The 22,744-nt window shown below is 39.4% G+C and carries 26 protein-coding genes, 1 other RNA gene and 2 pseudogenes; 17 read left to right on the forward strand and 12 right to left on the reverse strand.

Annotation, left to right across the window (positions count from 1 at the left end):
* Window positions 1–117 precede the first annotated feature (117 nt).
* On the reverse strand, window positions 118–609 hold the full coding sequence (locus B5Y67_RS04035; protein ID WP_088225251.1) for a DUF1003 domain-containing protein: 492 nt from the start codon (window positions 607–609) through the stop codon (window positions 118–120).
* A 377-nt stretch (window positions 610–986) separates the two neighbouring features.
* Window positions 987–1,253 carry a hypothetical protein gene (locus B5Y67_RS04040; RefSeq protein WP_088225252.1) on the reverse strand — a complete coding sequence of 89 codons (267 nt, stop codon included), beginning with the start codon at window positions 1,251–1,253 and terminating at the stop codon, window positions 987–989.
* Window positions 1,254–2,226: 973 nt separating this feature from the next.
* Between B5Y67_RS04040 and B5Y67_RS04045 the strand changes: the two genes are divergently transcribed.
* Window positions 2,227–2,550: a TIGR04076 family protein gene (locus B5Y67_RS04045; protein ID WP_088225253.1), complete on the forward strand. Its 324-nt coding sequence runs from the start codon at window positions 2,227–2,229 to the stop codon at window positions 2,548–2,550.
* A 363-nt stretch (window positions 2,551–2,913) separates the two neighbouring features.
* Here B5Y67_RS04045 and B5Y67_RS04050 read toward each other — a convergent pair whose 3' ends face one another.
* Together B5Y67_RS04050 and B5Y67_RS04055 are read right to left on the reverse strand one after the other, a co-directional pair.
* Window positions 2,914–3,345, reverse strand: coding sequence for a hypothetical protein (locus B5Y67_RS04050; protein ID WP_088225254.1), 432 nt, complete (start codon window positions 3,343–3,345; stop codon window positions 2,914–2,916).
* The gene (locus B5Y67_RS04055; protein ID WP_088225255.1) at window positions 3,345–3,647 is read right to left on the reverse strand and encodes a hypothetical protein; all 303 of its coding nucleotides are present in this window, start codon (window positions 3,645–3,647) and stop codon (window positions 3,345–3,347) included. The genes B5Y67_RS04050 and B5Y67_RS04055 overlap by 1 nt, the downstream gene beginning before the upstream one ends.
* An 857-nt stretch (window positions 3,648–4,504) precedes the next feature.
* Between B5Y67_RS04055 and B5Y67_RS04060 the strand changes: the two genes are divergently transcribed.
* The 7 genes from B5Y67_RS04060 to B5Y67_RS04090 all read left to right on the forward strand — a co-directional run bounded on the left by B5Y67_RS04060 (window position 4,505) and on the right by B5Y67_RS04090 (window position 8,834).
* The gene (locus tag B5Y67_RS04060; protein ID WP_207652398.1) at window positions 4,505–4,798 is read left to right on the forward strand and encodes a VOC family protein; all 294 of its coding nucleotides are present in this window, start codon (window positions 4,505–4,507) and stop codon (window positions 4,796–4,798) included.
* A 394-nt stretch (window positions 4,799–5,192) separates the two neighbouring features.
* The gene (locus B5Y67_RS04065; RefSeq protein ID WP_170932574.1) at window positions 5,193–6,155 is read left to right on the forward strand and encodes a phosphotransferase; all 963 of its coding nucleotides are present in this window, start codon (window positions 5,193–5,195) and stop codon (window positions 6,153–6,155) included.
* A 157-nt stretch (window positions 6,156–6,312) separates the two neighbouring features.
* Window positions 6,313–6,690, forward strand: a complete 378-nt coding sequence (locus tag B5Y67_RS04070; protein WP_088225257.1) for a DUF1361 domain-containing protein — start codon at window positions 6,313–6,315, stop codon at window positions 6,688–6,690.
* 158 nt (window positions 6,691–6,848) lie between these two features.
* Window positions 6,849–7,364, forward strand: coding sequence for a hypothetical protein (locus B5Y67_RS04075; RefSeq protein WP_088225258.1), 516 nt, complete (start codon window positions 6,849–6,851; stop codon window positions 7,362–7,364).
* 121 nt (window positions 7,365–7,485) lie between these two features.
* The gene (locus B5Y67_RS04080) at window positions 7,486–8,070 is read left to right on the forward strand and encodes a recombinase family protein (protein ID WP_170932575.1); all 585 of its coding nucleotides are present in this window, start codon (window positions 7,486–7,488) and stop codon (window positions 8,068–8,070) included.
* Between the two features lie 42 nt (window positions 8,071–8,112).
* Window positions 8,113–8,370 (forward strand): recombinase family protein, encoded by a 258-nt coding sequence (locus B5Y67_RS04085; RefSeq protein WP_282432751.1) that lies wholly within the window; start codon window positions 8,113–8,115, stop codon window positions 8,368–8,370.
* Window positions 8,358–8,834, forward strand: coding sequence for a recombinase zinc beta ribbon domain-containing protein (locus B5Y67_RS04090; protein ID WP_088225261.1), 477 nt, complete (start codon window positions 8,358–8,360; stop codon window positions 8,832–8,834). Before B5Y67_RS04085 ends, B5Y67_RS04090 begins: the two co-directional genes overlap by 13 nt.
* On the opposite strand, the pseudogene B5Y67_RS04095 reads toward B5Y67_RS04090, so the two are convergent.
* Together B5Y67_RS04095 and B5Y67_RS04100 are read right to left on the reverse strand one after the other, a co-directional pair.
* Window positions 8,824–9,004 (reverse strand): annotated as a pseudogene (locus tag B5Y67_RS04095) (sugar phosphate nucleotidyltransferase); the annotation flags it as partial. The gene B5Y67_RS04090 and the pseudogene B5Y67_RS04095 overlap by 11 nt on opposite strands.
* 430 nt (window positions 9,005–9,434) lie before the next feature.
* Window positions 9,435–9,740, reverse strand: coding sequence for a hypothetical protein (locus B5Y67_RS04100; RefSeq protein WP_207652393.1), 306 nt, complete (start codon window positions 9,738–9,740; stop codon window positions 9,435–9,437).
* A gap of 433 nt (window positions 9,741–10,173) precedes the next feature.
* Between B5Y67_RS04100 and B5Y67_RS04105 the strand changes: the two genes are divergently transcribed.
* The 3 genes from B5Y67_RS04105 to B5Y67_RS04115 all read left to right on the forward strand — a co-directional run bounded on the left by B5Y67_RS04105 (window position 10,174) and on the right by B5Y67_RS04115 (window position 14,366).
* On the forward strand, window positions 10,174–11,322 hold the full coding sequence (locus B5Y67_RS04105; RefSeq protein WP_088225262.1) for a hypothetical protein: 1,149 nt from the start codon (window positions 10,174–10,176) through the stop codon (window positions 11,320–11,322).
* A gap of 422 nt (window positions 11,323–11,744) precedes the next feature.
* Complete coding sequence (locus B5Y67_RS04110; protein ID WP_088225263.1) at window positions 11,745–13,883, forward strand: ATP-dependent RecD-like DNA helicase; 2,139 nt, start codon at window positions 11,745–11,747, stop codon at window positions 13,881–13,883.
* A 15-nt stretch (window positions 13,884–13,898) separates the two neighbouring features.
* Window positions 13,899–14,366: an SRPBCC domain-containing protein gene (locus B5Y67_RS04115; RefSeq protein WP_242975837.1), complete on the forward strand. Its 468-nt coding sequence runs from the start codon at window positions 13,899–13,901 to the stop codon at window positions 14,364–14,366.
* A gap of 38 nt (window positions 14,367–14,404) precedes the next feature.
* Here B5Y67_RS04115 and B5Y67_RS04120 read toward each other — a convergent pair whose 3' ends face one another.
* Complete coding sequence (locus tag B5Y67_RS04120; protein ID WP_242975845.1) at window positions 14,405–15,262, reverse strand: MBL fold metallo-hydrolase; 858 nt, start codon at window positions 15,260–15,262, stop codon at window positions 14,405–14,407.
* Between the two features lie 197 nt (window positions 15,263–15,459).
* On the opposite strand from B5Y67_RS04120, the gene B5Y67_RS26130 reads away from it, so the two are divergent.
* The 6 genes from B5Y67_RS26130 (at window position 15,460) to ssrS (ending at window position 19,356) form a co-directional block, all read left to right on the forward strand.
* Complete coding sequence (locus B5Y67_RS26130) at window positions 15,460–15,681, forward strand: SDR family NAD(P)-dependent oxidoreductase (protein ID WP_207652394.1); 222 nt, start codon at window positions 15,460–15,462, stop codon at window positions 15,679–15,681.
* Entirely contained in the window at window positions 15,666–16,235 is a 570-nt protein-coding gene (locus tag B5Y67_RS04125) for an SDR family oxidoreductase (protein WP_282432746.1), read from the forward strand. Before B5Y67_RS26130 ends, B5Y67_RS04125 begins: the two co-directional genes overlap by 16 nt.
* A gap of 333 nt (window positions 16,236–16,568) precedes the next feature.
* The gene (locus tag B5Y67_RS04130; RefSeq protein ID WP_242975838.1) at window positions 16,569–17,306 is read left to right on the forward strand and encodes a SagB/ThcOx family dehydrogenase; all 738 of its coding nucleotides are present in this window, start codon (window positions 16,569–16,571) and stop codon (window positions 17,304–17,306) included.
* A 228-nt stretch (window positions 17,307–17,534) separates the two neighbouring features.
* The gene (locus B5Y67_RS04135) at window positions 17,535–18,296 is read left to right on the forward strand and encodes an SDR family NAD(P)-dependent oxidoreductase (protein ID WP_088225264.1); all 762 of its coding nucleotides are present in this window, start codon (window positions 17,535–17,537) and stop codon (window positions 18,294–18,296) included.
* A 128-nt stretch (window positions 18,297–18,424) separates the two neighbouring features.
* Window positions 18,425–18,907, forward strand: coding sequence for a hypothetical protein (locus B5Y67_RS04140; RefSeq protein WP_282432752.1), 483 nt, complete (start codon window positions 18,425–18,427; stop codon window positions 18,905–18,907).
* Between the two features lie 276 nt (window positions 18,908–19,183).
* Window positions 19,184–19,356: non-coding RNA, 6S RNA (gene ssrS / locus B5Y67_RS04145), on the forward strand.
* Window positions 19,357–20,050: 694 nt separating this feature from the next.
* Here the strand turns inward: ssrS and B5Y67_RS24850 are convergent.
* From B5Y67_RS24850 to B5Y67_RS04160, 5 genes and pseudogenes are all read right to left on the reverse strand, one after another.
* A pseudogene (locus tag B5Y67_RS24850) lies at window positions 20,051–20,191 on the reverse strand (IS256 family transposase); the annotation flags it as partial.
* A gap of 161 nt (window positions 20,192–20,352) precedes the next feature.
* The gene (locus B5Y67_RS04150; RefSeq protein ID WP_348982288.1) at window positions 20,353–20,520 is read right to left on the reverse strand and encodes a hypothetical protein; all 168 of its coding nucleotides are present in this window, start codon (window positions 20,518–20,520) and stop codon (window positions 20,353–20,355) included.
* A complete protein-coding gene (locus B5Y67_RS26335) occupies window positions 20,517–20,654 on the reverse strand; it encodes a hypothetical protein (protein ID WP_348982289.1) in 138 nt (45 codons plus the stop codon). The genes B5Y67_RS04150 and B5Y67_RS26335 overlap by 4 nt, the downstream gene beginning before the upstream one ends.
* Before the next feature lie 236 nt (window positions 20,655–20,890).
* The gene (locus B5Y67_RS04155; RefSeq protein ID WP_088225266.1) at window positions 20,891–21,697 is read right to left on the reverse strand and encodes an MBL fold metallo-hydrolase; all 807 of its coding nucleotides are present in this window, start codon (window positions 21,695–21,697) and stop codon (window positions 20,891–20,893) included.
* An 86-nt stretch (window positions 21,698–21,783) separates the two neighbouring features.
* On the reverse strand, window positions 21,784–22,482 hold the full coding sequence (locus B5Y67_RS04160) for a Crp/Fnr family transcriptional regulator (protein ID WP_088225267.1): 699 nt from the start codon (window positions 22,480–22,482) through the stop codon (window positions 21,784–21,786).
* Window positions 22,483–22,744: the final 262 nt, after the last annotated feature.

The raw sequence follows: 22,744 nt of genomic DNA on the forward strand, positions 1-22,744 counted from the left end.
GGGAAAAGATAATACTTATAACATTACAGCCCTCAAAATTTTGAGGGCTCTTCTTATGATTCAGTAAATACAAAAGCCACCAGATTTTGAAGGGAACTTTCGTTTTACTTTGCTATATTAATTTTCAGTATTGCCCAATTTCTGGGATTGTAACAATAATTTCAGTTGAGCCATCTCATTTTCGATCCTATGAAGATGAGATTGAATATCATCTACCTCTAACTCTGCCTTATAATTAATTGCAAAATCAATAATCGACTCACGCTTATCACGAGCAGCCTGCCGGTTTTGGCTCATCATAATAATTGGTGCTTGGAATGCTGCGATAAATGACAAGATCAAATTAAGTAATATAAATGGCGAGGGATCAAAGTGACCAATAAAATTTAAAGTATTGGTCAGTATCCAGGCTGTTAAGAAAACAGCAAAAATGATAATGAAGCTCCAGCTACCACCAAATGCTGCAATTCGATCTGCTAGTTTATCTGGCCATTCTGTTTGTTTAAGATAATCTTCGTTTAGATGATCCTCGATCGTATGCTCATAATCTTCTACAACCCTTTGTAATCGTTGAGTATAATCGTTAACGTTTTTATGATTATCAGACATACCTCTCAACCTTTCACATTTATATGTTAATATCAGAAGTGTAAAAAATAGTTAAGGAATTTCTGCGAGAATATTTCAGATTTAAGCCTTTTCGGATAGTATTACCAAATCTTTGAGAGGACATATCTTCTGAAAGCAAATGGACATACGCTAAACCAGAGGGATGAGTTGATTAAAATTGCCCTCCTATGCCTGCATGAAGCAATAGGAGAGCGTTCTTAATATGTGAGACTTCTTGTCGCTTTAATAACACATTATGATAGACATAAGAGTTATTTTAAAGAGTCTAAAACTCGTTGATATATGGCTTGTGGATTTGGTGTACTTCCAGTTTGTTTGTTGCCGAAGCCCCGGTTCATCACCGAGGCTGGTCCATTTTAATAACTTACATAGGATATTTGTCTGACAGGGATTCTCACTACCGACAGAAGTCCATCAACAGGGTTACCAATATTGGAAAATAACCGAGCGTTAGTCACAAAAACAACGCCATCAATAACTCCACCGAAATTTCCGACCCAAGTGCTTGCATCAGTACCAATTATAATGCGGGCTCCGATCGGTAGAGTGTCAAATAGAATAGCATTAAATCGGGGGGCCCCAAATGGGGGTACGCCAAAAGGAGGGAATCCCAAACCAGCCATATTATTTTCTCCTCTCGATTTTCATTTTGGCTAACGAGCCAATATAAGATGAGAAAGGAGATGCTTTATGGTTGGTTTCTAATACATAATATGAAACTTGTACTGGAAATGTCACTATAAAGTAGTAAGCTGGAGAAGGCTTTATTGAATTGTAACTAATAATGTCCCGGCTCGTCACCGGGTTCATGGATTATCCGGCAATCGAGATCTCGCCGAAATTTACCTTTGATAACTACAATATTATTTGGGATAACTGCTATTTTGGGTATATTTCAAATTGCATTTTCGGTAGTTTTGACCGTTCTAGGACGAGAACCTCAAAAATTTGTAAGTGGTGAATGATGGAGGCTTGCTTCACCGTTTTTTGTATAAGATGGTGTTATAGTTGGCTTACTCTCTAACTTATTTTTCTTGAGAATCTTAGGATACACTGTGGTACGCATCCTTACCCGTAAACAATGGCTAGTTTTATATTTTGAAACAGGCTACTGGCAGAATGTGTAGCATATTTTTGGTAAACGCAGGGTGCAGGTGATTTCGTTGCGAATGCTAGATTAGCTAGTGGGTTACTAATGAGCGCAGCGTTTCATGGTAACAGTCGAATTTGCATAATGGGGATTAATTGAATAACCATGGGCATTTTTTGGGATCCTAAGAGATCTTCATGGAGTAGATTTAATCTTTGGGACTATTTGCATTTTTCATTATGTATAAAGATGGGCTTGGGACTCGCATAGACTAAACATTAATTTGGCGTATTGTGCATCCGGTCACTTCGCCGATCGCTAATCCCACCATACCACTAGCGCCCAGGTAAACTCAAGAATAAATAGCCGCCGTGATTAAGGCTAGCTGGTGGTCGAGTGCTGAGACTTGCAATCCCCGGATTTCTAAATGAAGGCACATATTCGAAGGTTGGTAGAGATGCTTGGGGTAAAAGTGTACTGGTTGGAGACATGAAGGAGGTTTGAAAATGGGAGTAACTAAATATTATGATGTAAAAATTTCAGTTCTTAAGAAACTCGATGTTCTCGATATCCATGAAAAGTACGCATCAGAAGGAGTTCCAACTAAGTGTTCGAAATATAAAGAAGGACAAGAGTTTATATCAAAGAATTGTAATAAGCCTGAAGGATTTTGTAGTTGGGCTTGGGCAGGAATTCAAGATAAGGTTGTGTTTTTAGCATTAGGGCATGATTATCCTTGGGTTAGGCAGAAAGGAACAGAAATTTTTTGTTGTGCTGATGGGCTTCATCCAGTTATTTATGAATTAGAAAGAATAGAAACCACGTCATAACTTTCTTGAAGGGGAACCACTTCCTAAACCGGAAGGTCTACATGTGTACTGAACCTTAGATAATGAAAGCTTATCGACGAGTTTCTTCTTTTTTACGCGGACAATCATCTTGAAGCCCTGGAATGTTCCGGACTTAAGGCACCAGGGACATTGATTAATGTAAATCAATTAGGCGGGATGAATATCGGGAATCGTATGGAATGTAATTGTTGAATTCTAGAACTAGTAAGGTAGGTATAAGGTTGTTGAAGTTCAATAGAATATGGTAAACCTGAAGAAATCATTAAAATTTAGTAACTCAAACCATGTCAAAAGCCGCCCCACGGCATTTCGGTATTCTAATAAAGTTCGCCATCCACTCATTTAAGGGAATGGGTGGCCGTCATGGGGGAAGTAAGGGTACATTGAGTCAATCATACCTAAGAAAAATATAACCAGTGTAATTATCAATATGATTGCAGTAATTAGTCGTAATCGCTTAAGCCTCAAGCCTCTTTGACGAAATATTTTGAGAATTAAATAGCCAATAAAGACTTCTACCGCCTCAAAAACATTCTTCGGATTAGCAACAAGACCCAAGATGCCCTCTTTTTCCACCCACATGATCGCGATATCCTCTGGGAGCTTGCTATCACGGCTTACATCCATAAAGAATTTACCCATAAGCCAAAGCATGATTAAAGCACCCAAAATGACGCCATCACTAAAATCAAAGGAATCTTTTATTTTAAACGCAGTATCATATCCAAAAGTGTGTTCCAAAAACTGCATAATACTTGATAGTAAAAGTTCCATTATGGTTCTCTCCCTTCGTTTTCTTGCTCAAGTTTTTGTGCAAACCTTACATAGGTTTTATATATTTCATCGTACAATTCTTCTTTTTTTGCATCGGTCAACTTCGCGTTTCTACTGATCTCCCTTAAAGTCTTTTGAAGCGTGGGGTTGTTATTGATCTCATCTTTGGCGAGCATTGGGGTTTTACCCCATAGCTTAAACAACTCGTCTTCATTAAGCTCATAAAAGTTAGCCAAAACACCTATAAATCGATCTGAAGGCATTTTTCCACGCTCAATATCCGACAGATAAGCGGTGGACACGCCAAGCTCTTTACAAGTAATTAAGTTTCGCTTATAAAGAAATTGCTATGAAACAATTATTTACATTTAGGTATGTAATGAGAAAAATGGTATTCGTTATACTCCCAAGTATTTAGATTAAATTTCAGGACTCACAACTCTAAAATAGCTACGGATATCAAACAAGCCGTGGCTATTTTTCTCTTAAAACCTATATATAACACTCTAGTTTAGTCCAAGTATTGATTACACGGGGCTATTGCCCCAGTATTTCATCCAAATTTTAACATTTTCATACTTTAAATGCACCGTAATTAACGGGTTAAGAATATTGTTCAAACATCAATGTTCTTTAAAGGTCTTAATGTGTTAATTCCTGACGGTTAAATAATCAATCCAATATCCGTATATTCCCATTCTTAAACTCTTCACAGTAAGATGCCGCCCCTCCGCTGATTCAGGATGGGCTCACTATGAACTTTTTGGGCTTAGGGATGCAGATAGTTCAAAAGACGACCTCTTCCATCAATATGGGATTATGCGGGATGACTATTCGCCGAAACCCGCTTACTACACATTTAAAAAATTAATTCAGGAACTCGGCATTTAAACAGCATTATATATATTATGGTTTACAAATATTTTATTTTAAGTAGAGTTTCCCATTGGTACTCATAAAATCAGGGTATTCTTACAATCCACCAAATAATGGGCATACGGGTATGGTATTCAAGGCAGGACACTCGGAAGTTATTTCAAGTCCAATGGTACGGGTGGTTGGAATAATATTAAGGATATACCTAAACCTAAATGGGGGCATTTAGGAAGGCATCAATACGGGGTATTGCAAGAAAACATGAACACAGGAGATGTGGGATATGAAGATAAATAGGATAGATCATGTGAGTGTAAACGTAAATGATCTTTCAGCAGCTAAAGCGGTTTTTCTCGATTTGGGACTTGAAGTGCAAGGGGAATGGGAAATGGAAGGAGAGTGGTTGGGTCAGGTAGTTGGACTTAATGATGTTAAAACAGCATGTGTAGGATTGCAAATGCCAGACGGTCAGGCATGGATAGAGCTAGTCAAATTTTATACGCCGTCAGATGAACAAGATATTCAGAAACCCTTTAACAAATACGCTAGGTATCCGACATATTGCATTTGCTGTTGAAGATATTGAAGCTGTTGTTGCTAAATTGAAAAAGAAGGGCACGGAAATCTTTAGTGATATAAAGCAATATGAAGAAAGTTATAAGTTATGCTACGTTCGTGGGCCAGAGGGAATTATTTTTGAGTTGGCTGAGGAAATCAAGTAAATATTAAGGGTGACTTTGTTTACAATAACACCGATCTAAGGATATAGGCGACTGGTATACACAGTAAATGCCTTAATTTCCCATTATTCTTAAACTCTTCAGTGAAGATGCCGCCCCTCTGCTTAATAGATGGGCGGCATCAGTAGGATAATGGGGAAGTCTTGGACTATATTGGACTATAATAAATAATATGTTGATGAGTAACTTAAAAAGGTATTCAACGAGGTAATAAAAAGGAGAAGAGCATACTTGAGTATCGATAACTTTAAGGAGCAATTGTACAAACGTTCAAGTGAAGAAAGTATTCATGAACATCTTGAAAATATATATGGTACTCACATTGAACGAATAGTGAAATTAGACCTAGGTGTATTTAAAGTTGACCGTTATGATGGCTTGAGCTGGGTAGTTCGGCAATTTCCAAAAGCCATGTTAATTGAAGATGTTAAAGGTGATGCTGAAATATTGAAGTTTTTGGAACAGAGTGACTATCCTGCGGAACGATGTGCAGTTCCTAATGCGGTTTCCACACTTGATGGCCAGGGTGTTTTGATAACTAATTTTGTGGAAGGAGACAAAATAAAAGGTAGTGACCGAGCATACTACTTTTTAGGAGTACTACTCGGTCGTTTACATTCATTACAATTAGACTCATGTAGCATAACACGCAAAGGAGGAGCGTGGCACCATCTATCAGTTAAAGGAGGACCGCATGAAGAGATAGATGCAGCATCTTCATTACTTCAAAGTTATGAGGAAATCGTACCAGAGAATCAAAAGAATATGTATGAAATGCTTTTAAGTGAACTTATGAAAGCAGATGATTTTCATGATATGCCACAAGCTCTAGTACATCCAGACTTTGTTCCAACCAACATGATAAGGTTAGATGCTGGTAAATGGGTAGTTGTGGATTGGGCTGGAGCTGGACTCGGACCACGAATATCATCCTTAGGATTTCTCCTATGGGCCGCTGGTCACAGATTAGAATGCATTGATGCCGTAGTTGCTGGCTACCGCAAGTTTATAAATCTTGATGCAGAAGAGCTTATGAGACTGGCTGGAGCTATAGGGAATCGCCCGCTTATTTTTAGTTGTTGGATGTTATGTATGGGGCGAAAGGAACTGGTAGATGTATTTAAGGAATTACCAAAGATATATAAAGCTACAAGAGTAATAGCAGAACGTGCCGTTCAAGCTTTTAGCAGTTAGTAATCATTTCTAATCTAATCATGTGGGAAGATGTATCTATAAATAAAGATTAGTTCATCTTCTTAAATAGAGTCACAGGGAGGTTCTGCAAATTCTTATAACCCATCACTATAAATATCGACTTAATCGGTGCTGAACGGCATTCGGAGGGGAACAAATGGTTAAGTTTGGAGATTCGAGGCTTGAGAAAAAGTCGGAGGAAACAAGTCCTGAAGATAAAAAAAGAGGAGCGGGGAAAAAGCCAGTATGGTACAAGGCCTGGTGGGGTATTCTAATCGCAATTTTCTTGCTTTTACTCTTGATTTGTGGAGTAGTAAAGCCTAAATGGGTCAAAATCGAAGTTTCAAATTGTTACGTAGCACTTGTCTCTATGGGAGTTGCGTACCTCTTTTTACTTGTCTTACGTTTGAGACAAAGAGTCTTAAAAATTATCTTTGGCTTAATATGGTTATTATTTTTGCCAAATACAGCTTACTTATTTACCGATTTGGCACACATTATTTATCAATGGGATACCATTCGACATATTATTTGATATTCCTTTAGAAAGAATTATAAATTAATATGTGCCTAAAAATTTCGTTCCGAAAAACAGGACTTAAGTCCTACTTTATTCTCAGGGAACTCTCAGTTTTGATTGTTAGACTATGTTTGAAGATAAAGTTAGTCGATAATCAGAAAGGAAGATGTTAAATGAGTAATTTAAAAGTTTTACTGACCTCAGGATTGGTGATAGGTTCTTGTCTATTTTCTGCCTTGCCAGCTATGGCTAATACAACGACACCAGTCGCGCCTACTGTTAATCCCAACACCACATATTGGACACAGATCAAGGCACTACGCCAAACGGACAAAGGATTAGGTGATACATTACAAGGGTTAAGACAAAATATTCAAGCCCAACGTAAGACGGATTGGACTCAAAAGAATTATACTGTTCTATTAAATGCAAAAAATGACCAGATTTCAATGGTGAATGATTACACTACAACACTTACTGACAGGTTAACCCTAAGAAAAGATGAGCTCCAGTTGGATATTGATCGTCAGGCCAAAAATGAAACGAATATAACCACGGACTTACAAAACATCATTACCGATTTAAATAATCAAATCAGCGCCAGAAATCAGCTAATAACGGATGCTCAAAAAATCCTAGTGGATTTGGGCGGAAGTACTGCCAGTACCTCAACAACTACAGTCCAATAGAGAAAAAAAATTTAGTTGATAGCGTCCATTACTGGCACTCAGTTAGGAAGAACAATTGACTTGCAATCTAGCCAATACAGAGCTAACATCACTACACCCGGACAATCTGGCGGGTGTAGTGATGTTTTTTGAAAGGAATATGTTCCCGCAAGCCTTGCTAGTGAAGGAGTTGAGCATCATAAAAAAGATACGCACCAATGAAAGAGTCCCTGTCTTCAATGAGCCTCTCAAAAAACTCAGAGTCTGCGCCTACGTTTGCGTTTCAACTAACCAAGCCGAGCAGCAAGAAAGCTTTGCAGCCCAAGTCCAGCATTATACTTCCTATATAAATGGCAATCCAGAATGGACATTTGTGGGAGTCTACAGTGACCAGGGTATATCCGGCAAGAACGCAGCAAAACGACCAGAGTTCATGAGGATGATTCAGGATGCAGAGAATAAAAAATTCGATCTTATTATTACGAAATCAATATCACGCTTCGCTAGGAATACCGCCGATTGCCTTGAAACCGTCCGTAAACTTAAACTACTTGGGATAGCTGTCCGGTTCGAAAAAGAGGGCATTAATACTTTAACTGCCGAAAGCGAACTCATGCTTAGCATTCTAAGTTCCGTTGCCGAGGAAGAACTGGCCTCCATCTCTCAAAACATGCATTGGAGCAATCAAAGACGTTTTAAGAAAGGCAAGTTCTCAGTTAACACATAACGCTTCCTTGGTTATGATAAAGACCGCGAGGGCAATCTAATAATAAACGAAGAACAAGCCGCCACTGTGAGACGAATCTTCAAAGACTATCTTTCCGGACTGGGTGCTTCCCGAATAGCCAAAGGTTTAGAAGCTGATGAAATTAAAAATATCTCTAGAAAAGTTAAATGGGCCGAATCAAGTATCCGAGATATTCTTAAGAACGAAAAGTATGGCGGTTATGCTCGCCTGCAAAAACAATTACAACAGCCCTATATAGTAGGAAGCGAAATTCTGGCGAAGCTCCAATGTACTATGTGAAGGACAGTCATCCCGCTATTATTAGCCGAGAAGATTTTGAAAAAGCCCAGGAATTAATGGCGGAGAGGGCCAAATCGAAAGGAAATATTGAGGGTAACCGAGATAAATACACAAACCGATATGCTTTAACAGGAACCATTGTTTGCGGCAACTGCGGGAATACATTCAAACGGCATATAGACAATTGTGGCACTGTCTCCGAATCTGTTTGTTGGATTTGCAGCACCTATATAATAGGAAGGAAAAAATCGTGCGGTATGGGGAGGGTTAAAGAAGAGACGATTAAGGGATTGTTTGTTAAGATTTTTAACCAGCTTTATAACGATCGAGCCAAGCTGCTGGGAGATTATAAGGCAAAGCTGGAACGAGAAAAGTTAACTGAGTTAGATAATGAGCGCATCGGAAAGTTGGATGAGGAAATTGAGAGACTCATCAAACAGGAACGGGCGCTCTTCGACCAGTAATAATAATAATGTTATTAATTCCTTACAGCTTCTTCAACAATGAACTGAATAGTTGGTTTATCGACTATAGGCAGCATTTCTTTAGGTTGAGATTTAGTAAAAGGTAGAAAACGAGTACCAAAACCTGCTGCTGGGATGACGGCTTTTCGTATTTTTAAGTTTTTTTCCATATTAACTCCGTTATTCTTTTTTCTATAGAATATGCTTTGTGTTAAAATATTGAAACTGCCCAAACCTCGACGGGAATAATGATCCATTTCTCTTAATAAACACGGATCAGAATTCACTACGGATTATTAGCCTAAAGATAATTAATTTCCCCAAGTCAAATCTGACAAGGAAAAGCACATTCTCCTAATATTGATGTTCGAGCTGTATGGGTGAGTATCAATATTGTTGGATCTATAGAAGACAGTCTAATACGCATATGTGTTTTCAAACCCGACAAATCAAGCACCCGAGGCACGTTGGTGTTACTTCATTGATTAGAAATCATAACCTCTTGGGTGGATTAAATTGACAAGCATTTGAATAAACGCAAAAACTGCCTCTTATCCAATCTGGATAAGGGCTTTTTTGCGCAACGATTCTTTAGAGAGGTCAAGAATATATGCGGCCAAAAAAGCTTTTGATCAGCACCGAAACCTGAAAGCTTTGCTCCTCCAGCACAAAATGTCCTCCACAAAGAAAACGCGTTTCGACATGGATTAATTCTCTACTAAAAGCATGTGCTCCTTCTAAGGTAAATATGAAATCATTTTTACCCCAGGCAACCAGTGTGGGTGGCTGATAGGTCCGCAAGTAATGCTGCCAAGCGGGATATTGTTCTACATTTTTTCGATAATCGTAACCTAGAGCCAGCTGGAGTTCGCCATTTCCAGGGCGGTCTAGAAAGAACTGGTCCATGGAATAGCCATCAGGGCTAATTAGATATGGCTTACAAACGCCTGTTAAATATTGCTTTTTAGTAAAATCAAAGGTTGAAAGCTCAGCAAATGCTGCTTTGGTTGTCGGGTTTGGGTCCGCTTATATAAAATCATCATATCAACTCCCGTGAACAAACTCATATCCCGCTCTAACAAGATTATGTAAAAAGGACGCCTATAAGTACTTTCTTATTTCTGTCTGTCAAATGTTTTCTATAGAGCCAATGCAGGCCATCGACATACGTTGGTGTTTCTTCATTGAATGCAAGGGCGTTAAGTATTTAATAAATTCAGAGCCAAAGCGAATTAAGTGGCATATTCAGGATATGGAGGCGCTTTTCTTTTGTATTTTGCACTATAATAATAGGAAATAATTTATAGGGCCTTTCCTAAAGCTGCGAGATGGAGGTTATATGAAAGGTTCAGCGCAAGAAGTCTTTGACTGGATATATAAAAACAAGGACCCATACCACACCAGCGAGTCTGCGGGTAAATGGTTTGCAGAAGTGAATACCTCATATAGAGGCGGCGATTTTGCTTGGGGCTGGGGTGCAATCGGGGTAGCCTTATACTATATGTTTAAAGCAACGGGTAACTTAAAATACCTTGATTGGATGGTCCCCCAAATAGATTGGGTTATCAGCCATCGTGACACCGACCTGGATGTGGAAAGTTATTTGGGTACTAGACTGAAATTACCAGTATGGAATGATGGAGGACAGTACGGCAGCATACATGCCTATCCCGTTCATACTGCTGTAATATGTATTCCGATACTTCTTTTTATTAGTGTTGTAAGAACATTAGGCATTCGACGTTACTTTAACCGACTAGACCACTACCTGCTGGTTTGTAAGGATGCGCTGGAGGCACACGATACACCCGGTAATTGGATGGATTTCTCCCTAATGACAGGTTATCCTGTTGAACCGAACTTTGGTAATTTCAAGGAAGCTGGTAAGGTTACTATGCCTAACAGAGGGAATGCTTATCTAGCTGCCTGTGCACTTCTTGATAAATTATGTGCTACATCAAAACATCTAGCGAAAGCCATTAAAGGATTTAACTATTTCTATACGTGTTTTCGCTTGGATGAAACATCAAATAGCTATTATTGGAGTTACTGGCCATATTATTATGGTGAAAGCGGCTGGGAAGATATTTCGCATGCCAGCTTAACAATGATGGGTTTTTGGCTTGCTCATCTTGAAGCGTGTCTTTCTGTCTATTCGACGATTGACTTTCAAAGAGTAGCCAATACAGCCAAAAGAATTGTACACGTAGACCGCGGTCAAATAATGGTAAATGACAACATTTCTCCGTCCTCAACCCGGAAAGAGTTCTCATCAAGCGGTTATCGTACGTCTATAGGAACTTGGAGTTTGTTGGCATTTTATGATCCTTTGGTGCTAACCAAGATTAATCCTTGTGTTAGTGAATTGATTAATATGATCGTTAACAATAGGCAAAGGGTGATTGGGGACGCTTTAAAGTCAATAGGTATTTGCATTTATGTAAATAAATCACTCGGCCAAGGTTTGGATCAATACTTGTCACTCTGAGTATGAAAAGTCATTGGCAAAGCGCAAAAACAAGGCTTTGTACTTCGCTGAATTTGCATGCCTGAAAATAAAAACGTGCGAAGGTTTGAATGATAACTAGAGTTTGTTAAACTTATAAAGGAAAGAATTAGTTAACTATCTCACGCCACCGCTTAATTATTTTAGTATCTTTATATTTTGTAATAGTACCCTCGATCTCTACTTCAAATAATGCGCATTGACATGTAATGCAATACATTGTCGCTATCCCTTCATTCTCATTTACATTCAGAGTTATGTTATGCCCAGAATGGTTTACTATTTCAGAATATACGAGGGGCACGAATTGTAAGTCATGCCTAAGATCATTTAAATTAAGCGTGCTTTAACTCTGGTTATTTAATTTTAATTCTTCAATAACTTGATGATTGGCAGGGTTCTTGATGGAATACATAAGTGGAGTTGTCGAGAGAATTACCTTTGAAAATGAAGAGAATGGCTTTAGTGTCATTAAAATAAAATCCAAGGGATTTAATGACCTTGTCACTGTTGTGGGAAACCTAGCCGCAGTGAATGTCGGCTCCATCATCCGACTTAAAGGCGAATGGAAGATGGACAGTAAGTACGGGAAACAGTTCGTTGCACAGGATTATCGTGAAACCCTTCCGGCAACGGTAACAGGCATTCAAAAATACTTGGGAAGTGGGCTCATAAAAGGGATTGGACCAGTATTCGCCAAGAGAATTGTTCAGCAATTTCAAGAAGATACTCTAAGGGTGTTGGAGGAAGAAGCTAATTATTTAATTAAAGTTCCTGGTATCGGACAAAAGCGAATTGAGATCATCAAAAAAGCATGGCAAGATCAAAAGGAAATTAAAAATGTCATGCTTTTCTTACAAAATAATGGGGTATCGACGGCCTTTGCCGTAAAAATCTTCAAAACTTACGGAAATGACAGCATAGAAATCGTGAAGACTAATCCATATAAACTCGCGGATGACATCTGGGGCATTGGTTTTAAAACAGCGGATAAAATTGCCTTGAAGATGGGCTTCGATATAAACTCCTTCGAACGCTGTCGCGCTGGGATTGTCTATGTACTTAATGAACTTTCCAACGATGGACATTGCTATGCTACAAAGGAACAGCTTCTTACCGAGGCAGAAAACATCTTAGAACTTGAACAATCACTCGTTAATTCAACTCTTGATAAAATGATTGCAGAGAAAACGGTCCTGCTTGATGGAGAGGATGCTATCTTTTTACCTCCATTTTATTATAGCGAAGTAGGATTAGCGAAAAGAATTAAGGCTATTCTTTCCGTGTACAGTCCATACATCGCAGCGAACGTGGACGATATCTTAGGAACTATACAAGAAGAGTACAACATTAGCTATGATGAAGTGCAAAAGGCTGCGGTAAAAACAGCAGCCTCTTCAAAGTTTATGGTACTTACGGGTGGCCCGGGAACAGGTAAAACCACAACGACTCTTGCCATTATCAAGGTGTTTCAATTGCTCGGGGCGCGAGTTTTACTTGCCGCTCCAACAGGTAGAGCTGCCAAAAGGATGTCGGAGACGACGGGGATGGAGGCAAAAACAATCCATCGTTTGCTTGAGTATAAGCCACCCGAGGGTTATAAAAAGAATGAGGAATTTCCCTTGGAATGCGATGTGCTGATTATCGATGAGACTTCCATGGTAGACACTATCCTGATGTACAATCTTTTGAAAGCCGTATCCAACGAAACTGTTGTCATACTTGTTGGCGATGTTGATCAACTGCCATCTGTTGGGGCCGGAAATGTGCTTAACGATATAATTGACTCGGGTATCGTTAATGTTGTTAAGCTAACAAGAATATTTAGGCAAGCTCAGGGAAGTGCCATAATCACTAATGCTCACAAAATCAATCAGGGAGATTTCCCGGAGTTGAAGGGCAACAGTGATTTCTTTTTCATTGAAGAGGATGAACCGTCAAAAGTGGTTCAAACGATAAAGGAACTTTGCATAAAAAGGCTTCCTTCTTTCTATAAAGTTGATCCAATTAACGACATTCAGGTGTTATGCCCGATGCAGCGGGGAGAAACAGGAGCAGCAAACCTCAATGGTGTTTTACAAGACGCCTTAAACTCCTCAAACACTTCTATTAAATATGGCGGCACCGTTTACAAATTAGGTGACAAGATTATGCAGATCAAGAATAACTATGATAAAAACGTTTTTAATGGAGATATTGGAGGCATTACTAAAATTGATACTGAGGATCGAACCCTCGTATTAGACTTTGATGGTCATGAGGTGGAGTATGATGCTACTGAGCTTGATGAAGTCGTTTTAGCGTATGCCACGACAATTCACAAAAGCCAAGGTAGCGAGTATAAGATTGTTGTTGCCCCTTTAACCATGCAACATTACGTGATGTTACAGAGAAACCTTCTTTACACCTGTGTAACCAGAGCTAAGAAGATTTTTGTTCTGGTAGGCGCAAAGAAGGCAATTAGTATGGCTGTTCGCAATAATATGACCTCGAAGAGGAATACTCTATTAGCGGAGAGACTAAGGGTAAAGGATAATACTTAAGAAATGAAGGAAAGTGTGAAAAATACAATGACAAAATCGATTTGTTACCCTGATCTATCATCACGACCATTTGCGCTTACAGTAGAACGGACAATGCTGATCTTACCTCAACTCTTATATAGAGCTTGGACGGAACATTTTGATCTTTGGTTCGCCTCACCGGGGTCTGTTATGATGAAAGGTGAAGTAAACACGGCATTTTATTTCGAAACCGCTTTTAATGGAAAACGACACCCACATTATGGTCGTTTTTTGAGACTTGAGCCCAATCGCCTCGTTGAATTGACATGGCTAACAGGGGAAGGGGGAACCAAGGGAGCGGAGACCGTAGTAACAGTAGAATTAAAGCAAATCGAAGATGGGACATTGCTTCGTCTTACACATGCTGGATTTCCTGATGAGGAGTCTAAGAATAACCATGAGCAAGCATGGCCCATGGTTCTGGCTCAACTGGAGGAGCAATTGACGAAATTAGGTAACTAAACCTCGGAATATCTTTAAAAACAAAAATAAATATAGCATTAGTGAGGCAGTACCCAAGTCGCTCCAACTTCCTGAATAGCTACTTTCTCCATTTGACCGGCTGCAGCTTGGCGGAAGCGGACGATTGGTTCACCAATAGGTTCGTTGGATAATTTGAAAGTTCCCCAGTGCATTGGAATGACCCATTTGGCAGATATATCGTCAGCCATCTTCCATGCCTGTTCGGGAGTGGCGTGCATCCTTTCGAAGGATTTAGGTGAATAGGCCCCAATGCCCATGATTGCCAAGTCTATGGGTATCCCGTTTAGCTGTTGCTTAATGAGGTCTGTATACGCCGTATCTCCACCGAAAAAAATATTAACTCCGTTTTTCGATAAAAGTAAGCTATTGGCTTTCATACTTTTGTCCCAAGGTAGACGGGCTCCCCAATGTTTTCCCTCAATCGCTGTCACATTGACCCCAGCTAACAACCTGCTATCACCCCAGTGCATTTCTTCGATAGATTGGAATTTCATGCCCTGCCATAAAGGTGATGTATTTTCGGCTGTAACAGCTATTGTCTTTGGTGACTGTAACTGACGTAAAGTCGGATAGTCGAAATGATCAGTATGGGCATGAGAGACAAGTAATAGATCGACAGGCCCAACTTGGTTGCTGTTCAAGGCAGTAGTTATATACCTTCTTGGCCCTATCGTTTGATCCCCAACGGGAGTAACACCAATACGAGAACCTAAAGCCGGATCCGTGATGATTCTTGTACCGAAAAAATTAATTAAAAAGCTAGCGTGCCCAAGCCAGGCGATGGTAACTTCGTTGTCTGACCATTTTTCGGGAGTAGGGTGAAGTCTGGCTGGGGTAGTTTCATGTTCTACTTCTTCCGATATGCGCTCGGTCAGGAGTTTACCTACAGGTGAAAATCCACCTGCCAAGAAAAGCGTTCCTAAGAGTCCTAACCCCAAAATTCTGCGTCGTGTGTACTTCTTATTTAATATCAAGTTCAAAAGAAATCACTCTCCACAGGGTTATTCGTCATGAGACGGTTTATTCCTTCAATACTAAATGAAGGGTGGAGAGCAGATAGGAGTGAAAAATATTGGATTTAAATTTAGAGTCTAAAGTTGTGCTTGTTACGGGCGGAAGTAAGGGTATTGGTCTAGCATGTGCGAGAGCATTTCTAGCTGAAGGAGCAAGAGTCGCTATTGCCTCCCGTTCAAGTGAAAATTTAGATGCAGCCCAAGTGGTGGTTTTTCCGTTTATACTTGCCAAGTCAATTTGTCAGAAGCAAGTGAAGCAGAATTTATGGCGGATTCGGTAGAAAAACATTTAGGTCCAATAGATATCCTAATAAATAGTGCAGGAGCTGCTAAGCGTTATCCGATACAAGAATTAAATTCTCAGGCTTGGCGGGATGCCATGGATGCTAAATTTTTCACTTATACCAATGCAGCTGACGCAGTCGGACGCCGCATGGTTAGCCGCAAGCAGGGTTCTATTGTCAATATTATCGGGCTAGGTGGTAAAGTTGCTTCGTCTCTACATTTACCGGGTGGAGCAGCTAATTCTGCTCTAATGCTTGTAACGGTAGGGTTAGCACAGGCATATGGGCGGCGTGAAGGGGTAAGGGTTAACGCAATTAACCCGAATACTACGACAGGTGAAAGGACAAACATCAAAATAAGTTTAGAGGCGAATTTACGTCATATAAGTGAAGTTCAAGTTCTGGCAGAACAGCAAGCAAAGATCCCTATGGGACGTTATGCGACTCCAGAGGAAATAGCTGATGTGGCTTTATTTCTAGCGTCCGATAAGGCAAGCTATGTAACTGGAGCAATAATTCCAATGGACGGTGGGCTATATCCTATTATCTAATTTTTTCAGCCGTTGTAGACGGACATGTGGGCGTACAAGAGTTTTGCATTCCTCTAGGACTATAAGGAACTTTTGGACTTCATCCTTAATTTTCTGACTGAGGAAGAGTACGAATATGTACAACGATGTTTCGGTTGTTTCGGTGAAAAAAACAGAACTCGCTACAGCCCTGGTGACGCATGAAACTTAACAAATAAGGAAGTATTGCCGCAACGGCAAATAAAGCACTGCCCTTCCGTAAATCCGTCATTCGAAGTTGCGCATACTTGATGTATAAAAATGTAATTAACTTGGACATGGCTAACAGAAATAGAGGCAATGGGAGTTGAAATAATGGACTCAATAGGTGAACAATTCATTGATCAAACAAAACATAGCCATCTTGGGCCATCAGATCAGTCTTTAGGCAAGCCGAATCCACCAATACAACTAGAATTTAATGAGACTCAACCTATAATTAAATTGCCAAAACCGAGTGAAATAGAAACCGATCCAGTAGAATTGCGAAGAATAATTGAGCAACGCAAAAGTGTAAGAAATTATTCTGCAGGGGCTTTAACAATTGAACAATTATCATATCTGTTATGGTGTACTCAAGGAGTCAAAGCAGTCGTCCAAGGGATTACAACACTACGGAACGTTCCATCAGCAGGCGCTAGACATGCCTTTGAAACTTATTTACTGATTAATAATGTCGATGGAATTACCCCTGGTTTATACAGATTTTTGTCATTAGACCACGGCCTAATTAGTATTTCGTTAGATAAATATATTTCTGACAAGGTTACTAAGGCATGTTATAACCAGACTTTTATCAAATCCAGTGCAGTAACTTTTATTTGGACTGCTGTACCGTATAGAATGAATTGGAGATATGGGGAAAGAGGTTATAGATACCTGTTTCTAGATGCCGGACATGTTTGCCAAAACTTATACCTAAGTGCCGAATCAATTAATTGTGGAGCCTGTGCAATAGCCGCTTATTCGGACGACGAATTGAATCAAATACTAGGACTTGATGGGAAGGAACAGTTTGTTATTTATCTGGCGACAGTTGGTATGAAAGGATAAAAAATATATGATGTGTTCCAGTTTAGTAGCCGACGTTAAGTTACTTACAGTAAATACGGAGGAGCAATTATCAGAAACGAAGAAGCCAGAGCCCACTACAGCTCTGGCTACACCACAAAAACACCAATTATAACACCCATTAAACTATAACATGACAAGCTAACCCGCCACAAGACAGTTCAGGATAGGTTTTGTCTGTACGGATTAATAAATAAGGAGGCAATCATTATGAGAACAAGTGGGAAGACAGTCTTAATAACAGGTGGAGGATCAGGCATCGGCTTAGCGCTTGCAGAGCGCTTTTATAAGGCTGGAAATAAAGTTATCATTTGTGGACGACGCAAAGAAAAATTACAAGAAGCTAAGTTGAACATGCCTAATTTACATACCATGGTTTGTGACGTTGCTAATGAAGCTGACAGGAAGCGACTTTTTGATACGATTGTTAATGAATTTCCAGAACTGGATGTTGTTGTAAACAATGCTGGGATTCAACAACGAATAAACCTAAAGGATTTGAAAGCTGACTGGAGTTATTACCAACAAGAAATTGTCGCAAATCTGGAAGCGCCAATTCATTTGACGATGCTGTTTCTCCCTCACTTAATGAAAAAAAAGGAAGGGACGGTTGTCAATGTTTCTTCAAATTTAGGTGTTACACCGGCAGCTTGGGTACCTATTTATAGCGCTACCAAAGCTGCGCTGCATTCGTTTACCATGAGTCTCCGTTTGCAATTGGCTGATACAAATTTAGATATTGTGGAAGTAATGCCCACGGCAATTAATACAGATTTAGGCGGTGTAGGACTGCATACCTTCGGTGTCCCAGTTGACGAATTTGCTGATGCAGTGTTTGCCGGATTAGAAAATGGGGACATGGAAATTGGTTATGCTGGAAGCGAGAAAACTATACGAGCTTCGCGAGATGAAATCGACGAAAGTGCGAAACGTATGTGGCAGAATTTCATTAAAAACAACCCAAAATTCTAGACGACAAACATGGGACTGCATATAATTCCTATGCTGGCCAACGGACATGATCCTCCAGCCTACTGCATAGAATTAATCCGCCAAAGGCTGAAGTTCAGAAAAACTTCGCGAGTAGTTATACAAATAATATAACAGAGGTTACTAGAGAAGATATTTTCGATTATTTTAACGAGCATTACGAAAAAGAGATGGAACAATACGTTTATGATAGGATGCCTCAATATTCGGAACATGAGAAGGTTTTTAATTTTTTTGGTCGTAAGACTGAAATTGAATTTTTAAATAGGTTATACAAACTCGAAGAAATGCCATCAAACGATAAACGAGTACCAAATTTTGAAAAAGAAATTTATCTACATAGGATTAAAAACGAAGATTGGCCACTATATTGGATTTTTGACGATGAACGCCTTGGCCTAAAAAATGGAAACACTGATACCATATTGAAATTTCCGAGTGAAATGTTTCATCCAGTTGTGAGAAATGAAAAGAGCAATTGGCAATCTGTGTTAAATTCCGTTAATGAATTTCTACGAGTTGACGGTTATGAAATCTATGAAAGTGAAAAAATCTCGAGTAAATCGGTTTACTCATATAGAGCAATATTATAGGATATCCAAACCCCGCGCCTCCAATGTAGGTTATGAAGAATTGAATATAAAACTAATTCTAAGCAAAAGAGGGAAGGTCCACGATCACGCAGTGATGAAACTTTTCCAGCTAAGCCCGACTTTTGCAGCCCCGAACCCGGACACTAAAAATACTACCGTAGCGTTTTGGGCGTTTGCTGGTCAGATGGGCTGTGGATAGTGGTGTGGGCTCCGATTTAGATAAACCATAACTTCCCTAATGCCTCAAACACTCAACCTTGTTATAATCAAATCCTCACAAACCTGCGATGTGCGAAGATTTGACTCCTATTAAAATTCGGGAATATAATAAACCAACCAGTTAGGTCAGGCCTCCAATGCTAGAGGAAGACCAAAAAGTAGGATGAAAATGCCCACCTGCGAGAGCAGGTGTTAAAACCAAATAATCTATACGGCTTTGCGGGGGAATGTAAAATCCAGAGCGACAACATGCTCTGGTTTTTTACTTATATAGGAAAAAACGGGAAGATTGATGACTTTAACAATGCTTAAACGTTAAAATCTGATGATTATCACCAAGTATATTTCGCTATTTGCTCGTTATAAGAAATATGTTAACCACGTACGAGGGTTTAAGAAAAAAAGGTGTTGGGGTATATATTGAAAAAAGACTTTGATTCAACAGAAATCCCGTACTACGAGACTATTCGGCACTGTACCGAAGTTTTAAGTTTTTAGTTGGTGTTTAAATGTATGTGATAATACGAAACAACGCACCACTGTACAACAATGGATTTCACTTCAACTTCTCACACAAAGGGAGAAGTTCTTCAAGTTTGGCGACGATGCGCTTTTGCTCGGCAAGGGGCGGGAGGGGAATCAAAGTGTATGCTACTATGTCCTGGTTGATCTTCGGCATGCTTTCCGAAGTCCCGCTCGGGAATGTAAATGATTTTGTGTAAATGGAATTTTTGCATATAAGAAAATTTGGTTAGAATATTAATGGCTCCTACCGATTTTGGAGGATACGGCTCTGCTGGAGAGCAACCGGAGCGCCATAATCGGATTCTGCCACAGGGGAAAGGGAAACAATTAGAGTTCCCTTTTTCTTTCCTTTGTGGGAGAAACTAAAGCGATAAACTCAGGGGCGCAGCCCCTTAAAACCTAGATTACTAAGCGATCTTCAAAGTAGATCATGAACTGACCTAAACAACTTTGCCATTCTTTAATCGGCATTGTCCATTTCTTAGAGGCTTCTTCTGTTGCTAAATAGATGATCTTTCTTAATGCATCATCCGTTGGAAAGGTATTCCTCTTGGGTAAGCCCCATCCCTCAGATTAGGGTAGCATCCACCGCCCCCATGTCAAGTCTTGCTATGTGGTAGAAATCGCTTTCCTCTTATTAATGGATATAGCTAAGCTGACCAGACTAAAGGCAGCTGGTCAGTTTAAACTTGAATGTGTCATTATGCTACTACATATACCCCTCTCACTCTGGCATAGTAAATACGCAGGAACTTATTTAATCCAGCGATTTTGGCGACTTTCATCGGTTTACCTTCACCTTCTTTCTTGAGTATATACTTGTAAACAGCATCATCTTCAAATTTCTTATGAATCTTTATGCATGTCATAATTTCATATCCTGTTTTACGCAAGGAAGCCGAGCCACGTTTTGATATACTTCGCTTTGAAGCTGTGAAGTTGCCTGATTGAAACGTACATGCATATAGCGTATCTTTTCGTAAATATCCACTTCTATTGACACCCTTTCTTCCCCTGTACGTCAGCATTTCTCTATTCTGAACTATACAGGTTTTTTTATAGAAGTGGCTCACTTTTATTTTAGCGTTTATAGCCTGTATGGTGATTCCAAATTCTCAACCGGAGATTATGCAGTTTTTGACATTATGTTTTTAATTCTTTGATACATTTGTAGATTCGTTAACTGTATTTTTGCTGAATATGTCGATAATTAGATTTATGTTAATTTGCCTAATGAGTTTATAATTCAATAACATCATGATCATCAGGAACGTACAAATTTCCGCTGTAATATTTTTTCCCCTCAGCCGTATAAAGTTCTTTACGGCAGGTTATATGGGTATCATCTGTGTGCCATAGAACAAGGTTCTTGATATTAAGCTGGGCGCCTAGTTCGCAGGCATCTTTAACTGTACTGTGATGTTTCTCATAGGGCTTAAATAGATCCCGTTCATCATACATACAAAAGGCTTCACTGAGAAGCCAATCACTATTCAATACATAGTTTCGACAGAGGGGGTTATAGGGTTCATCTCCCAAAAAGGTCAGACACTTTCCGTTGCTGAGTCGTAGAGTAAAGCCAAATTGTTTGGCTTGGGTTGAGTGAATATCAAAGAAAGTAAAATCCTGACCTATGATATTTTCGGTTTGCCCATCCTCTACAGGGATGAGAAGAATCCGCTTCCCGATCAAGTCGGTTAATTTCTTTTCAAGCGTTAAATTGACGAGGGCGATAATATTGTCAATAAGCTCATGATGAGAGTAGACTGTGAAATTTTGGGTATAGCCACCGGAAAGTATCGAGGAGGCGATCATTCGAATAATCCAGACTATTCCAAGTAGGTGATCGGAATGGTTATGACTAACAAATGCATAATGGATCTTGGCAATGGGAATTCCAGCTTTCTCTAAACTAACTAAAATACCATTGCCACCTCCGACATCGACTAAGATATAATCATTGATCCCATTGGTTAGTGCAAAACACGTATTATAGCACTTCGTTACTGTTGCGTGGCCTGTACCAAGCACAATTAAACGATTCATTGAACTTTACTCCGTCTTACCCGTTGATTTTAAAAAATGTTTATATTCTTTAGAGTTAAAGCGCGCATAAGAACACGTAAGCAGATTTACTGGCAAATTGTCATGACCAATTCCTTGAGAGTAACGGAATCTTTGATCAGGATATTTCCGTATTCGGTATCGACAATTCCACGCTGTTTTAATTCAGCAATAACGTTGCCGAGGGAGTTACGATGAACCCCGAGCAAAGCAGACAAATCGTGCTGTGAAATTTTAAAGGGCGATTGGGCTTGTAGGGTTGAGCAGTAAAAGAGGAGTTTGATTACTTTTTCAAAGGTAGAGAAGTAGAGGATATCCTCTATTTCCCTGGCCAATATTCTAGCACGTAGGGCCATATCGTACATTACGTCCTTGGCAATATCGAAATCGTTTTTTATAATATCGAAAAATGTGTTTCTTTCAAACCAATACGTTTCGACTTGGTTTTTTACGATGGCCGAGTACTGGGCAGGTTGGCCATGAAAGAGGATTTCAGCTCCGAGAAAGTAGTGTCGATCAGCTAATAAAAGTACTTTTTCTAAACCATTACGACTTCGAATGGTAATATTAACAGTACCGCTTTTAATATAATAAACCCCCGTAGGTATTTCTCCTAAGTGAATGATAGATTTTCCCTTAGCAAAGGTTTCTAAAATCGCAAATTTTTCATATTGGCCTATTTTTTTGCTTAGGGAAGATTCTTTAATCTTACTCAGTTTAAACAACGGGGAAGTAGTTATGATCGATTCTTCACTATTATTCTCCATTACATGCCATCCCCTTTATTCAAGACTATTTATTTTAGGTGACACTCTATTGCTGGCATTTTATTAATTATATTCCTGCAATCTCATTAAATGAAGCCACAAATTGCTTGCCCGCGGCAGGAGCGGTACTCTCATAATCTAAATATTTTATTATTTAAAACTTTTCAAATGCACTTTAGATTGCATTCGTCAATAAAAAACTCTGATAATATTATTGTGAAAGTGATCACATTCCTCAGTGGGAGTGGCCATAACAGATCTG

The sequence above is a fragment of the Desulfosporosinus sp. FKB genome (assembly GCF_002196705.1).
Lineage (GTDB): Bacteria > Bacillota > Desulfitobacteriia > Desulfitobacteriales > Desulfitobacteriaceae > Desulfosporosinus.